Here is a 13,113-nt window from a genome sequence, read left to right as displayed (position 1 = left end):
GGGACCCTTTCTTGAACATGTTCAAGAGTCCGTGGCAGGATGCTCCCGGGGGTGATCGTCATGAAGACGGCGACGCGGCCCGGTCCTCCTTCGTTCGGCCGGGTCCTGATGGTGGCGACGGGCATGCTCATGCTGGAGCTGACCCTGATCGCGGTGGGGCTCGCGGCGTTCGAGGCGACCCAGGAGTCGTCCGAGCACCGGGGCTACGCCTTCGAGCTCGGCTACCTGCCCCTGGCGACGCCGTTCGTGGTGCTCTTCGGCGGGCTGGGGGCGGCCGTCCTGGTGGTGCCGACGCTCGTGCTCGCCGGCTCCCTCGGGCGGCGCTTCGGCCGCGGGAGCGAGGCGTGGTGGTGGGTCGTGGCGGCCGCCGTCCTGATCGCGGCGGGCGGCTCCCTGCTGACGGGCCTGACCTTCCTCCGCTCCGTGCCCGTGACCCTCGCGGCCTGGCCGGCGCTCGCCGCCTGGATCCTCCCGGCCGCGCTGGTGGCCCGGCTGCCCCGCCGGTGGCTGCTGCGCGGGATCGCGCTCTGGGGCACGCTCGCGGTCTTCGCCACGGCCCTCCTCGGCGGCCTCGCTTTCGCCACCGGCGTCCTGCAGGGGTACCGCCCGCCCGCGGTGACCCGCGGGGAGCTGGTCGGCACCTGGGAGGACGGACGCGGCGGCACGCTGGAGCTGGCCGCCGACGGCACGGCGACGGCCGACGGCCTCATGGACCCGTCGGGCTTCGCCCCGTCGCCCGGCGAGCCGGTGGAGACCTGTACGGCACGGGGCACCTGGACGTTCGCGGCGGCCGAGGGGTGGGGCGAGAGCGTCGTGACCGACCTGCCGGACTGCCTGTTCGACCCCTGGCAGATCGGCGGGGAGGACGGCCGGGTGGCGCTCCGTCAGTGGGACGTGGACGGCGAGGAGGCGGTCGGGCTGACCCCCGCCCCGTGACCCCGGCCCCCGCCCCCTGACCCCGGTCCCCGCCCCCTGATCCCGGCCCCTGCCTCTGACCCCGGCCCCTGCCCCTGGCACCGGTCCGCCGGACGGGGCACCGGTCCTCGCCTCCGGTCCGTGCGCCCTGACCTCCGGCCTTCGACTCCCGACTCCCGACTCCCGACTCCCGGCTTCTGGCTCCTGGCTTTCGGCTTCCGGCGTCTGATCGCCGATCAGGCGCTGCGGGCCAGGCGGGCGTGGGTCCCGTTGAGGTAGTGGTCGCCGATGTCGCGGAGGCGGTGCGACGGGCGGGTGCGGGCGGTGAGCGCGCGGGCGTTGCGCCAGAAGCGGTCGAAACCGGGGCCGCCGCCCCCGGCGCCCGGTGCGGCCGGCGGGGCGCCCTCGACGAGCTCCAGGATCCGGGTGGTCAGCCGGACCGCCGCCGGCCCGGTGACGGTCTCGGCGGCGGCCACCAGGACCGCGAGGTCGGCGCGGTCCTCGTAGCCCAGGGTCCAGCCCGCCCGCAGGCCGCGGGTGAGGGCGTCGGTGGCGCGCTCGGCGACGGCGGCGGCGGTGTGCGCGGCGGTCGCCAGCTCGCCGTACGAGAGCAGCAGGTAGGGGTCGTCGCCCCGCTCCGGGAGGGGGTCGGCCGTGGCGGCGTCGCGCGGGGCGCGGCCCGGTTCCGGCGGGACCGCCCGGTTCACGTCCCTGGCCTCGGCGAGCGCGCCCTCCGCGATGCCGAGGGCCACGTGCACGAGGAGCAGCCGGAGCACCAGCGGCGCGAGCGCGGTGAAGGGGGCGACGGAGTGCTCGTCGGCCGGCAGGGTGCCGAGGACCCGGGCCCGGGGGACGGGGACGTGGTCGAAGGCGACCGTCCCGGCGCCGGTCAGCCGCTGGCCGACCCGGTCGGCGGCGGCCTCGGCGAACACCCCGGGATGGGCGGGGTCCACCAGGACGACGAGGAGGTCGCCGGTGCCGGCCGGGCGGGCGGCGACGACGAGGCGGTCGGCGACCGTCACCGCGGAGTCGAAGGCGCGCCGCCCGTCGAGCAGCCAGCCGCCCCGGTCGGCTCGGGTGAGGGTGAGTCCGGGGCCGGTGCCGGCCGGGCCGGGCTCGGTCGCCCCGGCGAGCAGCCAGCCCTCGGCGGCCGTGCGGGCGTCGAGGCGGGGGAAGGTCTCGGCGGCCCGTCCCGAGGGGCCGGCGAGGAACCGGCTCGTCCACGACAGGGCGTAGTGGTGGGCCAGGAGTTCGCCGACCGAGCCGTCGGCGGCGGAGAGCTCCCGGACGGCGGAACACGCGGTGCGCAGGTCGGCCCCGTGTCCGCCGCCGCCCGGCGAGGGGTCGGACGCCGTGAGGAAGGCGGGGAGCCCCGCCTCCTGGAGCCGTTCGACCTCGTCGAAGGGGGTCTTGCCGGCCCGGTCGCGGGCGTGCGCGTCGACGGCCAGGTCGTCGGCGAGTTCCCGGACGACCCGCCGCCAGAGCGTGTCGTCCCTCGGCGTCGTCTGCTGCGTGCTCATCCCACCCCACCTGCTCTCGGTAATCCCACTGGATCACTAGGGATAGTGGCAGAGGGGGGCCGGGTGCCCCAAGGGGCGTCCGGAATGTGGATAGGGGTGTTCCGTCGGGTGAGATCGCGTCAAGTCGACGCGGACGGCGGCGGGATGGGGCGACCGGGCGGGACGGGGGACGGGGACCGCGGGCGGCCCGTCAGGGGTTGGTCCACGCCTCCGGGTCGTCCGCCCGCGCGGCGATCGGCGGCGGCAGCTGGGCCGAGGCGACCTCGGCGAGCGAGACGCCCAGCACCTCGCGGACGCTCGCCCGCAGCGCGATCCACAGCGGCAGCAGCGACTCCGCGGGACCCGTGTAGGCCAGGTCCGGCGGCCGCTCGCCGCGCACCGACACCAGTGGACCGTCGACGCAGCGGATGACGTCCGCGACCGAGATCGTGTCGGCCGGCCGGGCGAGCCAGTAACCGCCCCGCCCGCCGCGCTGGCTCTCCACCAGGCCGCCCTTGCGCATGTCGCCCAGGATCCCCTCCAGGAACTTGTGGGAGATCCCCTGGTCCTCGGCGATCGCCTCCGCCTTCAACGGCCCGGCGTCCCGGGCGGCCGCGAGCTGGAGGGCGGCCCGCACGGCGTAGTCGGCCCTGGCTGAAATGCGCATGCGGCGCATTATTCCGTACGGCTCCGAGGGTCGCCGGACACCGGGTCCCCTGGTCCCGTCCCCGCCCGCGCCGGGTGCCCGCGGGGCGCCGCGCGGCCGGACGCGGCGGCCTCCCCGCATCGGGGCGGGAACGCGGCGGGCAGTCCTGTCCGCGCCCTTGACGGCGTCCGCCGCCCGCCGGACACTCGGGTCAGGGAATCCGAGCGGACGGGTAGGGAACCACATGGGACACGGCGACGGGCTCCACGGCCACCCGGCCCCGACCCTGCCGCGCTCCCTCCCCCTCACCTCCCGCCGCCACATCGACCTGCTGCGGGTGTGCAGCGCGGTCTGACCGCGCCCGGTCCGCCGCCGCCCGTCCGTGCCGCGGCCCCTCGTCACCGCCTTCCCGTCACTCTGCTGCCGCCGCACGGGCGTTCCCGCACGTCATGGAGCCCGCCCGGACCCAGCACCGAGCAACCCTGGGAGCACCATGTCCGTCGTCGTCCCCTCCTCGCTGCTGCCCGCCTCCGCCTCGCCCGCCTTCCGCGGCCGGATCGGCCGCTCCGCCGACAGCGGCCACTACGCCGTGCCGCACCGCTATCGCCTCCACGTGGCCCCGGCCGACCCCGACTGTCTGAGCATCGCCGTCACCCACGGACTCCTCGGCCTCGACGCCACCCTCCCGCTGCGCCTCCTGCCCGAGGTCCCCGACGCCCCCGACGGCTCGTACACCGCCCTCCGCCCGCTCTACGAGGCCAGCGCCCACCTCTACGCCGGCCCCGCCGCCGCACCCGTCCTCGGCGACGCCTGGACCGGACGGATCGTCAGCACCCACGTCCCCGACATCCTGCGCGACCTCGCGCTCCGCTTCCGCGGGGACGGGCCGGACCTCCTCCCCGAGGAGCACCACGAGGAGATCGACGCCCTCGCCGCGCTCTGCGCGGACGGCGTCCACCGGGCCGCGCAGCGCGCCGGCGAGCTGGGCCTCGACACGGAGGAGGGCGCCCGGCGGGAGGCGGAGGAGGCCCTCGGCACGCTCTTCGCCGCGCTCGCCGACCTCGACGCCCGGCTCACCGGCCGGGCGTACCTCCTCGGCCCCGACCCGACCCTCGCCGACGTGCACGTGTGGGGCGCCCTGGTGCAGCTGGACACCGTCCACCGCTGGCACCTCGACGCGGCCGCCCTCGACCGGGTCGCCGGCTTCCGCGCGCTCTGGGCCTACGCCCAGCGGCTCGCCGCCCGGCCCGCGTTCGCCCGCCACCTCGACGTGGAGGCCGTCCTCCGCCGCCACCGCGCCCACTGCCGGGGCCGCGAGGCGGCCGGCGCGGGCATCCGCGTCGTCGACTGGAGCGGGACCGTCTAGACGGGTCTCAGGCGACGCGGCGGCCGGACAGGGGGGCCGTGTCGTCGCCCGCGCCGGAGCGGACCCCGCGCAGGAAGGCCTCCAGGGCCTCCACCGAGGTCGCCGCCGGGCTCCACCCCAGCTCCTCGCGCGCCCGGTCCGCGGACATCACCGGGATGTGGCGCAGCAGGTCGAAGAGGCCGGGGGAGGCGGGGGCGAGGCGCAGGTGCCAGGCCGCGGCGAGCGCGCCCCGCACCGCGCCCGCCGGGACCCGCACCGGGCGGGCCCCGAAGAGTTCGCCGAGCAGCGCCGCGTCCACCACGGGCTCCGCCGCCAGGTTGAAGGCACCCCGCACGTCCCGCAGCACCGCCCGCACGTAGGCGTCGGCGGCGTCGTCGGTGTGCAGCACCTGGAAGCGGAGGCCGCCGAACTCCGGCAGCACCGGCAGCAGGTCGGGGCGGACCAGCTGTCCGGGCAGGAACCGGCCGGCGAAGATCCGGCGCTGCTCGCTCGCCGCCTCCTCCTTGAAGAGGAACGCCGGCCGCATCCGCACCACCCGGGTCTGCGGGTGGTCCCGCTCGAAGGTGTCCAGGACCCGCTCCAGATAGGCCTTCTCCCGGCTGTAGGCGGCCCCCGGCCAGCCGTGCGTCGGCCACGCCTCCGAGACGGGCGCGCCGCTCTCCGGCCCCGGGGAGTACGCCCCCACGGAGGAGGCGCAGACCAGGGCCGGCACCCGCGCCGCCGCGACCGCGTCGCACACCCGCAGGGTGCCGAGCACATTGGTCCGCCAGGTCGTCACGGGGTCGTGCGTCGGGTTGAAGCGCCACGCCAGGTGCACCACCGCGTCGGCGTCGGCCACGTACTGGGCCAGCCGGGGCTCGTCGCCGTCCTCGGACAGGTCGACGGCGGCCCACTCGACGTCCGGCAGGTCGAGGGCGGGCAGCCGGCGGGCCAGCCCGAGGACCGGGCCGACCCCCGCCTCGCGGGCCAGCGCCCGCACCACGCTCGTCCCCACGTTCCCGGTGGCGCCGGTGACGACCACCCTCAGCCGCGTACTCGCGTTCATGTCTTCGACCCTCCGCCATCCGGGCGACCCCCGCACCTCGGACGCGGGTGCGGTGACGGAACGTGACCGCACGGCTCGCGCGGGTGGCCGGGCGCGCGCACCATGGAGCGACGCACGAGACGGGGGCCGCCACGGAGGAACGCATGCTGCTGCCCGACCGCAACACCGTCGAACGCCTCCTCCGGCACTACCGCGCCCAGGAACGCACCGTCCTGGCCACCCCCTGCGACCTCTCGGTCCGCCGGCGCTTCGAGGACACGGCCTACACCCTGTGCGTCCTCATGGGCGTCCGCTCGACCCCCGAAGCGCTCCGCGCCGCCGAGCGCTACCTCGCCCCGGACCCGGCCCGCGCCCCCGGCGTCGTGTGACCGCCGGGCCGGGCGGCCCGCCCGGCGCAGGGGAGGGCGGACAGCGCGCACACCACCGCCGCGACGGAGCGGGACGCGACGGGCCCGGCGGCCGTCGCGCCCGCCGCGAAGCCGGTGATCCTCAGACCGGCCCCGGCGGCGAACACCCGGCCGCGCAGCGCCCGCGGCGTCTGCTCGTGGCGGACGGCGAAGACGGCGGTCAGCTGCGGCCCCTCGGCGGCGCCCGACATCGCGAACGCTGCCACCAGGGCCACCGGCCCGTCGCCGCCACCGCCCACGCCCCGGCCTGCGCCAGCGCCCCGCCCCACGGCACCCGCACCGGCGCCACCGCCGCGCGGAACCGGTCGTGCGGCGCGGTCGCCGCGAGGGCGGTGGCCGCCGCGACGGAGAGCGGCAGCGCGCCGCGGCCGGAACCGCCCGGCGCCCCCGCCCCGAGCGCCGGGAGACAGGCGGCCACCATGCCCTGACCCGCCGCGCACCCGACCGAGGCGGCCGTCGCCCGCGGCAGCGGCCCCGAGCGCCGCTCCTGCTCCCGCCGGTGCGCGACCCGCGAGCGGGTGGCCGCCCACCGCCGGTCCGGACGCCGCAGGCCCCCGGCACGGACCGAACACCCGTGGCGGGGGCCTGCCGAGGGAGACCGGAGCGGGGCGGAGACCGCCGCCGCCCCGGCCGCCGTTCAGGCGCGGGCGGCGCGGCGGCGCAGGACCCAGAGGGCGAGGGCGGCCGCGCAGGCCGAGGCGACGAGCGTCAGGGGGAGGGCCACCGAAGGGCCGGAGTCCGCGGGCGCCGCCGCCGCGGCCGCGGTGACCGGGCGGGGGCGGGGCTCCGCGGTCCGCAGGGCGGCGGGAGGCGCGCCGGCCCCGCCGCGCACGGCCACGGCCCGCGCCTCCTCCCGCTCGGCCTCCGGCTCCTCCGGCGCCTTCGGGGGCAGCAGCGAACCGACCGGCCGGACCTTGTCCGCGGCCGCGAAGCCCCAGTCGAGAAGGGAGCGCGCCTCCTGGTACACGGCGAGCCCGCCGCCCCACTGGGGGTTCATCACCGACACGACGAGGGTCCGCTCGCCGCGGCGGGCGGCGGCGACGAGGGTGTTGCCCGCGTTGCTGGTGTAGCCGTTCTTGATGCCGATGATGCCCGGGTAGCGGCCGATGCCGTCCGCGCCGGTGAGGAGCCGGTTGGTGTTGGCGATGCCGTACGACCACGAGCCCGCGGGGAAGTCCGCGTACGCGGTCGAGCAGTAGCGGGTGAACTCGGGGTCCTGGACGCCCGCCCGCCCGAACACCGCCAGGTCGTACGCGGAGGAGACCTGGCCCGGCGCGTCGTACCCGTCGGGGGAGACCACGTGGGTGTCCTTCGCCCCCAGCGACCGCGCCTTGTCCTGCATCTGGCGGGCCATCGACTCCCAGCCGCCGCTCATCGACGCGAGGACGTGCACGGCGTCGTTGCCGGAGCTGAGGAAGACGCCGTTCCACAGGTCGGAGACGCGGTAGGTGTACCCCTCCTTCACCCCGACCAGGCTGCTGCCCTCGCCGATCCCCGTCAGCTCCTCGTCGGCCACCGTGTGCTGCTCGGACGCCGCGTGGTGCGGGAGCGCGGTGAGCGCGAAGAGGGTCTTGAGCGTGCTGGCCGGCGGCAGTTTCCGATGGGCCGCGCGGGCCGCCAGCACCTCGCCCGTCCCGGCGTCCGCCACCACCCAGGACAGCGCCGAGAGGGAGGGCACGGCCGGCGCGCCCGCCAGCGGTTCCACCTGCGTCCCCGAACGGTCGAGCCGGGTCCGGTCCACGAACCGGCGCGCGGGCGGGCTCGGTTCGGCGACGGCCCCCGCACCGAGGGCGGGACCGAGGGCGGGACCGGGCGCGGCCGCCGGGGCGCGGGGCGCGGTCGCGGTGGCGGACACGGGGGCGGAGAGCACGAGCAGCATCGCGGCGGAGCCCGCGGCGGCATGGCGAAGAGCCGACGTGACGATCATTCAATCACCGTAGGAAGGAGGGATGGAGGGCGCAGGACGGAGTGCGCCACCCGGCCTAGGGAACGCATCGCCGGGCGGCGCGTCGTGCCGCCGGGCGGGTGGTCGTACGCCCCCCGGGCCTCCGGCGGCGGGCGCCCCGCGCCCCGGACGGACCCCGCACGCCCCGGTCCCGGAGGCCTCTCCGGCGACCTCGGGGCGGGCGCTTCGGGATCCCGGCCCCGCCGTGCCCGGCCCGGGGCGCCGCGAGGGGGGCGCGGGCCCGGGCGTCGCGCGGCGCCGCGAGGGGGCGCGGACCGGTCCGGCGGCCGTTTCCGGCCGGCACCGGCCCGGCGTGCGGAACGTGGCCAACCGGGGGCGAACACGGGTGTGTTGAGCCTAGGATGCGGGCGGCCGCCCGGCGTACGCCCGGCGGATCCCACCCGTCGTCAGGAGTGGACATGGACGCACGTCCCGGACCCGCCGAGGAGCGCGCCCCCGCGCCGGAGCCGTACCGGCTCGACCCGGCCGGAGGCTGCCCGCACGCCGCCAACGCGCGACTGCTCGCACGGGGGGCCGTGGCCCCCGTGGTGCTGCCCGGCGACATCGAGGGCATGGCGGTGCTCGGTCACGACGCCCTCCGGGAATTCCTCTCCGACCCCGACGTCGCCAAGGGACCCCAGCACTTCACCGCACTCGCCGAGGGCCGCGTCCCCGAGGGGTGGCCGCTGCGCACCTTCGCCACCGTCCCCGGCATGACGACCGCCGACGGGGCCGATCACCGCCGCCTGCGGGCCCTGGTCAGCAGCGCCTTCACCGCCCGCCGCGTCGAGCTGCTGCGCCCGCGCGTCGAGGCGGTGACGGCGGGCCTGCTCGACGGCCTCGCCGGGGCCGCCGAGGCCGGGGGCGGCGTCGCCGACCTGCGCCGCCACTTCGCCCTGCCGCTGCCGCTCGGCGTCATCTGCGAGCTCCTCGGCGTCGACCCGGCCCACCAGGACCGGCTGCACCGGCTGTCCAGCCTCGTCGTCGCCACCGACACCGAGCCCGCACAGGCCGTCGCCGCCAACCGCGAGCTGGTCGAACTGCTCGCCTCCATCGCCGCCGCCAAGGCCGCCGAGCCCGGCGACGACCTGACGAGCGCCCTGATCGCCGCCCGCGACGAGGGCGGCGACCGGCTGTCGCAGCCGGAGCTCATCGGCACCCTGCTGCTGATGATCGTCGCGGGCCACGAGACCACCCTGAACCTCGTCACCAACGCCGTCCGCGCCCTGTGCGCCCACCGCGACCAGCTGGCCCACGTCACCGAGGGCCGGGCGACCTGGGCGGACGTCGTGGAGGAGACGCTGCGGTGGGACAGCCCCGTCAGCTACTTCCCGTTCCGCTACCCCACCCGGGACCTCACGCTCGACGGCACGCTGATCCCCCGGGGCACCCCGGTCCTCGCCGGCTACTCGGCGGCGGGCCGCGACACCAAGGCCCACGGCCCGGACGCCGACCGCTTCGACCTCACCCGGGCCGGCGGCGCCAAGCACCTGTCCCTGGGACACGGACCGCACTACTGCCTGGGGGCCCCGCTCGCCCGGATGGAGGCGGCCGTCGCCCTCGAAGCCCTCTTCACCCGCTTCCCCGAGCTCGACCAGGCGGTCCCCGAGGCCGGCCTGACCCGGCACGCCGGCTTCGTCGGCAACAGCGTCCGCGCCCTGCCGGTCCGCCTCGGCCGCTCCGCCTGAACCCACCGACCCGTCCCCCCGCCCGGCCGGTCGTGACGCCCCGGACCGGTCCGGCCGGTCAGGCGCGGCGCCCCCGGTCGCCCGCGAGGCCCGCCGCGCCGGGAGGGGGCACGGGGGCGGCCCGCAGGGTGGAGACGAGGCGGAGCAGCCGGTCCTCGTTGCCCGCGAGGCCCGCCGCGCGCAGCGCCTCGTCGGCCTCCGCCATCGGGTTGGTCAGCATCACTCCCGCGTACGGCGCGAGGGACGGATCCGTCAGCACGGCCTGGGTGGATTCGAGGAGGCGCAGGTACGCCTGGGCCGCGGCGCGCTCGGTGGCGGTGATGGTGGTCATGTCGGGCTCCCTCTCGACGGCTTGACGCACCCCACCCTCTCGCACGGGTCTGACAATGCCCCTCAGGCCCGCCCGCGCACCCGCGTGACAAGCCGCTCCAGGAAGACCCGCTGCCCGGCGACGAGCAGCGGTTCCGCCTCCTCCGGCGCGAACCAGCCCACCCGGTCCAGCTCGGGGAACTCGGCCCGGGCGCCCGAGCGCGGCGGCCACTCCAGGGTGAAGGTGCCCGGCACCACCGCCGCCGGATCGAGGTCGCCCTCCACCGCCCACACGGCGACGGTCTTCCCGCCCGACTGCCGCACCTCCCCGAGCTCCAGCCAGTCGCCCTCCGGGACCGGCAGCCCCAGCTCCTCCCGGAACTCCCGCCGGGCCGCGTCCCGAGGCTCCTCCCCGGGGCCGTGCTCGCCCTTGGGCACCGACCACGCGGCCGCCTCGCGGCGCGCCCAGAACGGTCCGCCCATGTGCCCGATGAGCACCTCGATCCCGCCGTCCCCGGTCCGCCGGAAGACGAGCAGCCCCGCACTGCGTGTGACCGGCATGCCCCCAGTCTGACCGCGCCGGGCGCGCCCCGCCCGCCGAAGGCGCGTCACCCCGTCCCGTCGCCGCCGTCCTCGGCGCGCACCACCACCGGACCGCCCCCCGGGTCCGGGTCCTGCGTCCAGCCGGGGCCGAGCCGCAGCGGGCGCCACGGCACGAGGCCGGTCCCCAGGCGGGCGCGGCGCAGGATCCGCCCGTCCTGGCCGACGGACAGGACGGGGCGGACGAGCGGACGCGCGGCCCAGAGCACCAGCGGCGCCGGCTCCGGGCCGAGGAGCCCGGGGTGCACCCGGTGGACGGCGCCCCCGGCCACCACCGGCAGGCCCCGCGCCGGCCCGGGGTCCCGGCCGTCGAGGCGGGCCAGGACGGCGTCGGCGACCGCCCGGCCCTCGGCGGCGGCCCGCGCCGCGGGCTCCCCGCCGCGCAGCAGGCCGCCCGCCGCGAAGACGCCCGGCACCCCGGTCCGCAGCGCCGCGTCCACCAGCGGGCCCCGCCCGCCGGGCGCGAGCGGCAGCCCGCCCGCGCGGACCAGTTCGTGCTCGGGGATCCAGTCGCCGGCGAGCACGAGCGTGTCGCACCGCACCGTCCGCGTCCGCCCGTCCCGGTCCCGTACCGTCACCCCGTCCAGCCGGCCGCGGCCGGCCAGCTCCGTCACCACCGCCCCGGCCAGCACCGGCACGTCCGCCGGCAGGCCCGCCGGCCCGGCCGCCGCGCGCGGCCCCTCGCACACCACGGCCGCGACCGCGACGCCCGCGCGGCGCAGCAGCCGGACGGCGTGTCCGGCCACCGGGTCTCCGCCGGCGACCACGGCGCGCCGCCCGATGTGCTCCGGGCGCGCGCCGAAGAGGGTCACCGTCCGCTGGAGCTCACCGGTCGTCAGCACGCCCGGCGCGCGCGATCCCGGCAGCAGACGGGCCGGGCGGGACCGCTCGCGGGCGCCCGTCGCCAGCACCACGGCCCGCGCCCCGACCGCCGCGAGCCCGGTCGGGGCGGTGGTCTCCAGGGTGAGCGGGCCCGCCCAGCCGGTGACCGTCACGCCGGTGCGCACGACGGCGCCCGCCCGGACCGCGGCGCGCACCGCCCGCCGGGCGTAGCCCGGGCCGTCGAGGGCGCGCCCGCGGGGGTCGGCGCCGAAGCCCGGGCGGGCGCAGAAGAGGGGCGCGCCACCGGCCTCCGGTTCCCGTTCCAGGACCTCGACCCGGCCGGCGCCCGCCGCCGCGAGCCGGGCCGCCGCCGCGAGCCCGGCCGGGCCCGCGCCGATCACCAGCACGTCGACGGAGCGTGCCGCCCTGTCCTGCTCCGGCCGTGGGTTCACCGGGTCCCGGCCCCCTTCCCGTACTCCTCGGACAGGGCGCGCAGGGCGGGCCGGCAGTGGCCGCCCTGGCAGCGGCCGGCGCCGGCCCGGGTGCGCCGGCGCAGCCCTCCGAGTCCGGCCGGCGGGAGGTCGGAGGCGAGCGCGGCCCGCACCTCGCCGAGGGTGACGTGCTCGCAGGGGCAGACGACCGTCCCGAAGGCGGGGTCCCGGGCGATCGCCGCGGCGTCCCGGTAGGGGCGGGGGAACGCCTCGCCGAGGTTCGGCATCCGCACGGGGGCGAGCGGCCGTTCGGGGCCGGTGCGCAGGCCGCACTCGGCGAGCAGGCCGAGGACGTGCTCGGCGAGGGCGAGGGAGGCGGACAGGCCGGTCGAGCGGATCCCGCCGACCGTGACGTACCGGCGGTCCGGGCGGGCCGCGCACCGGTAGTCCTCGCGGCCGGTCGCGGCGCGCAGCCCCGCGTACGCGGCCGTCACCTCCTCGTCCAGGAGGGCGGGCACGATCCGCGCGCCCCGTTCCCGCAGCCCGGCGAGGCCGTCGGCGGTGGTGCCGGTCGCCGCGCGGTCGTCGAGGTCCTCGGCGGTCGGGCCCAGCAGGACGTTCCCGTACACGGTGGGCGCGACGAGGACGCCCTTCCCCAGCGGGCCGGGGACGGGGAGCAGGATGTGCCGCACGAGGGAGCGGGCGGGCTTGTCGTAGACGAGCAGCTGGCCCCGGCGGGGGGTGACCGCGAAGTCCCGGACGCCGAGCAGCGCGTCGAACCGGTCGGCGTGCAGCCCGCAGGCGTTGACCAGGAACCGGGCGGTGAGCGGGCCGCGCGTGGTGGTCAGCCGGTGGGGCGCCCCCGGTCGCGGGGCGATCCCGGTCACCCGGCAGCCGAGCAGCAGGCGGACCCCGGACCGGACGGCCTGCGTGGCGTAGGCGAGGGTGGTGGACCAGGGGCAGACCAGCGACTCGCCGGGCACGGCGAGCGCCCCGAGCGCCCCGGGGCCGAGGTGGGGCTCGCGGCGGCGCAGTTCGGCGGCGTCGATGATCCGGGTGGCGTGGTGGCCGTTGCGGGCCGCCTTGGCGGCGAGTCCGGGGAGCGCCGCCCGCTGCGTCTCGTCCCAGGCGACGAGCAGCGCGCCGACCGGTTCGACGGGGATGCCGGCCTCGGCGGCGTATCCGGTGAGGAGCCGGTGGCCCGCGCGGACGAGTCCGGCCTCCAGGGTGCCGGGGGAGGCGTCGAAACCGGTGTGGAGGATCGCGGTGTTGGCCTTGGAACTGCCCTCGCCGACGTCGTCCGCCGCCTCGACCAGCGCCACCCGCAGCGGGTACCGGGCCAGGGCCCGGGCGATCGCGCACCCCACGACCCCGGCCCCGACCACGACGACGTCGTACGTCTCCCCGGCGCCGCCGGGCAGCGGTCCGCGCCGGCTGACG

Annotated in this window: 14 protein-coding genes and 1 pseudogene; 5 read left to right on the top strand and 10 right to left on the bottom strand. The window is 78.3% G+C overall.

The window, feature by feature from the left end; all coding sequences use genetic code 11:
* The first annotated feature begins 60 nt into the window (after positions 1–60).
* Positions 61–936, top strand: coding sequence for a hypothetical protein (locus IE287_RS20065; RefSeq protein WP_189850480.1), 876 nt, complete (start codon positions 61–63; stop codon positions 934–936).
* A 215-nt stretch (positions 937–1,151) separates the two neighbouring features.
* On the opposite strand, the gene IE287_RS20060 is transcribed toward IE287_RS20065, so the two are convergent.
* Complete coding sequence (locus IE287_RS20060; RefSeq protein WP_189850479.1) at positions 1,152–2,435, bottom strand: acyl-CoA dehydrogenase family protein; 1,284 nt, start codon at positions 2,433–2,435, stop codon at positions 1,152–1,154.
* A gap of 190 nt (positions 2,436–2,625) precedes the next feature.
* The gene (locus IE287_RS20055; RefSeq protein WP_189850478.1) at positions 2,626–3,081 is read right to left on the bottom strand and encodes an RrF2 family transcriptional regulator; all 456 of its coding nucleotides are present in this window, start codon (positions 3,079–3,081) and stop codon (positions 2,626–2,628) included.
* A gap of 472 nt (positions 3,082–3,553) precedes the next feature.
* Here IE287_RS20055 and IE287_RS20050 point away from each other — a divergent pair, with 472 nt between their 5' ends.
* Positions 3,554–4,426, top strand: a complete 873-nt coding sequence (locus tag IE287_RS20050; protein ID WP_189850477.1) for a glutathione S-transferase C-terminal domain-containing protein — start codon at positions 3,554–3,556, stop codon at positions 4,424–4,426.
* Positions 4,427–4,433: 7 nt separating this feature from the next.
* Here the strand turns inward: IE287_RS20050 and IE287_RS20045 are convergent, their stop codons facing one another.
* Entirely contained in the window at positions 4,434–5,471 is a 1,038-nt protein-coding gene (locus tag IE287_RS20045) for an NAD-dependent epimerase/dehydratase family protein (RefSeq protein ID WP_189850476.1), read from the bottom strand.
* 143 nt (positions 5,472–5,614) lie between these two features.
* Between IE287_RS20045 and IE287_RS20040 the strand changes: the two genes are divergently transcribed.
* Positions 5,615–5,839: a DUF5133 domain-containing protein gene (locus IE287_RS20040; protein ID WP_189850475.1), complete on the top strand. Its 225-nt coding sequence runs from the start codon at positions 5,615–5,617 to the stop codon at positions 5,837–5,839.
* On the opposite strand, the gene IE287_RS20035 is transcribed toward IE287_RS20040, so the two are convergent.
* Together IE287_RS20035 and IE287_RS20030 are read right to left on the bottom strand one after the other, a co-directional pair.
* Positions 5,797–6,084 (bottom strand): hypothetical protein, encoded by a 288-nt coding sequence (locus IE287_RS20035; RefSeq protein WP_189850474.1) that lies wholly within the window; start codon positions 6,082–6,084, stop codon positions 5,797–5,799. The genes IE287_RS20040 and IE287_RS20035 overlap by 43 nt on opposite strands.
* On the bottom strand, positions 6,039–6,299 hold the full coding sequence (locus IE287_RS20030) for a hypothetical protein (RefSeq protein WP_189850473.1): 261 nt from the start codon (positions 6,297–6,299) through the stop codon (positions 6,039–6,041). Before IE287_RS20030 ends, IE287_RS20035 begins: the two co-directional genes overlap by 46 nt.
* Before the next feature lie 34 nt (positions 6,300–6,333).
* On the opposite strand from IE287_RS20030, the pseudogene IE287_RS38610 reads away from it, so the two are divergent.
* A pseudogene (locus IE287_RS38610) lies at positions 6,334–6,417 on the top strand (CGNR zinc finger domain-containing protein); the annotation flags it as partial.
* 98 nt (positions 6,418–6,515) lie between these two features.
* Here IE287_RS38610 and IE287_RS20025 read toward each other — a convergent pair.
* Positions 6,516–7,805 (bottom strand): D-alanyl-D-alanine carboxypeptidase family protein, encoded by a 1,290-nt coding sequence (locus IE287_RS20025; RefSeq protein WP_189850472.1) that lies wholly within the window; start codon positions 7,803–7,805, stop codon positions 6,516–6,518.
* A gap of 437 nt (positions 7,806–8,242) precedes the next feature.
* Here IE287_RS20025 and IE287_RS20020 point away from each other — a divergent pair, with 437 nt between their 5' ends.
* Positions 8,243–9,511, top strand: coding sequence for a cytochrome P450 family protein (locus IE287_RS20020; RefSeq protein ID WP_189850471.1), 1,269 nt, complete (start codon positions 8,243–8,245; stop codon positions 9,509–9,511).
* A 58-nt stretch (positions 9,512–9,569) separates the two neighbouring features.
* On the opposite strand, the gene IE287_RS20015 is transcribed toward IE287_RS20020, so the two are convergent.
* The 4 genes from IE287_RS20015 to IE287_RS20000 all read right to left on the bottom strand — a co-directional run bounded on the left by IE287_RS20015 (position 9,570) and on the right by IE287_RS20000 (position 13,094).
* Positions 9,570–9,842 (bottom strand): hypothetical protein, encoded by a 273-nt coding sequence (locus IE287_RS20015; protein WP_189850470.1) that lies wholly within the window; start codon positions 9,840–9,842, stop codon positions 9,570–9,572.
* Between the two features lie 62 nt (positions 9,843–9,904).
* On the bottom strand, positions 9,905–10,381 hold the full coding sequence (locus IE287_RS20010) for an NUDIX hydrolase (RefSeq protein WP_189850469.1): 477 nt from the start codon (positions 10,379–10,381) through the stop codon (positions 9,905–9,907).
* Positions 10,382–10,428: 47 nt separating this feature from the next.
* Positions 10,429–11,694: an FAD-dependent oxidoreductase gene (locus IE287_RS20005; protein ID WP_189850468.1), complete on the bottom strand. Its 1,266-nt coding sequence runs from the start codon at positions 11,692–11,694 to the stop codon at positions 10,429–10,431.
* On the bottom strand, positions 11,691–13,094 hold the full coding sequence (locus IE287_RS20000; RefSeq protein WP_189850578.1) for an FAD-dependent oxidoreductase: 1,404 nt from the start codon (positions 13,092–13,094) through the stop codon (positions 11,691–11,693). The genes IE287_RS20005 and IE287_RS20000 overlap by 4 nt, the downstream gene beginning before the upstream one ends.
* Positions 13,095–13,113: the final 19 nt, after the last annotated feature.

The sequence above is a fragment of the Streptomyces omiyaensis genome (assembly GCF_014650895.1).
Taxonomy (GTDB): Bacteria; Actinomycetota; Actinomycetes; order Streptomycetales; family Streptomycetaceae; genus Streptomyces; species Streptomyces omiyaensis.
Note: the sequence above shows the minus strand (reverse complement) of the source record. Positions and strands in the feature narration are given on the sequence as shown.

Excerpts from the sequence above, each read along its gene's own strand:
- IE287_RS20065 (WP_189850480.1), top strand. The coding sequence starts at position 61 with ATGAAGACGGCGACGCGGCCCGGTCCTCCTTCGTTCGGCCGGGTCCTG.
- IE287_RS20060 (WP_189850479.1), bottom strand. The coding sequence starts at position 2,435 with ATGAGCACGCAGCAGACGACGCCGAGGGACGACACGCTCTGGCGGCGG.
- IE287_RS20055 (WP_189850478.1), bottom strand. The coding sequence starts at position 3,081 with ATGCGCATTTCAGCCAGGGCCGACTACGCCGTGCGGGCCGCCCTCCAG.
- IE287_RS20050 (WP_189850477.1), top strand. The coding sequence starts at position 3,554 with ATGTCCGTCGTCGTCCCCTCCTCGCTGCTGCCCGCCTCCGCCTCGCCC.
- IE287_RS20045 (WP_189850476.1), bottom strand. The coding sequence starts at position 5,471 with ATGAACGCGAGTACGCGGCTGAGGGTGGTCGTCACCGGCGCCACCGGG.
- IE287_RS20040 (WP_189850475.1), top strand. The coding sequence starts at position 5,615 with ATGCTGCTGCCCGACCGCAACACCGTCGAACGCCTCCTCCGGCACTAC.
- IE287_RS20030 (WP_189850473.1), bottom strand. The coding sequence starts at position 6,299 with ATGGTGGCCGCCTGTCTCCCGGCGCTCGGGGCGGGGGCGCCGGGCGGT.
- IE287_RS20025 (WP_189850472.1), bottom strand. The coding sequence starts at position 7,805 with ATGATCGTCACGTCGGCTCTTCGCCATGCCGCCGCGGGCTCCGCCGCG.
- IE287_RS20020 (WP_189850471.1), top strand. The coding sequence starts at position 8,243 with ATGGACGCACGTCCCGGACCCGCCGAGGAGCGCGCCCCCGCGCCGGAG.
- IE287_RS20015 (WP_189850470.1), bottom strand. The coding sequence starts at position 9,842 with ATGACCACCATCACCGCCACCGAGCGCGCCGCGGCCCAGGCGTACCTG.
- IE287_RS20010 (WP_189850469.1), bottom strand. The coding sequence starts at position 10,381 with ATGCCGGTCACACGCAGTGCGGGGCTGCTCGTCTTCCGGCGGACCGGG.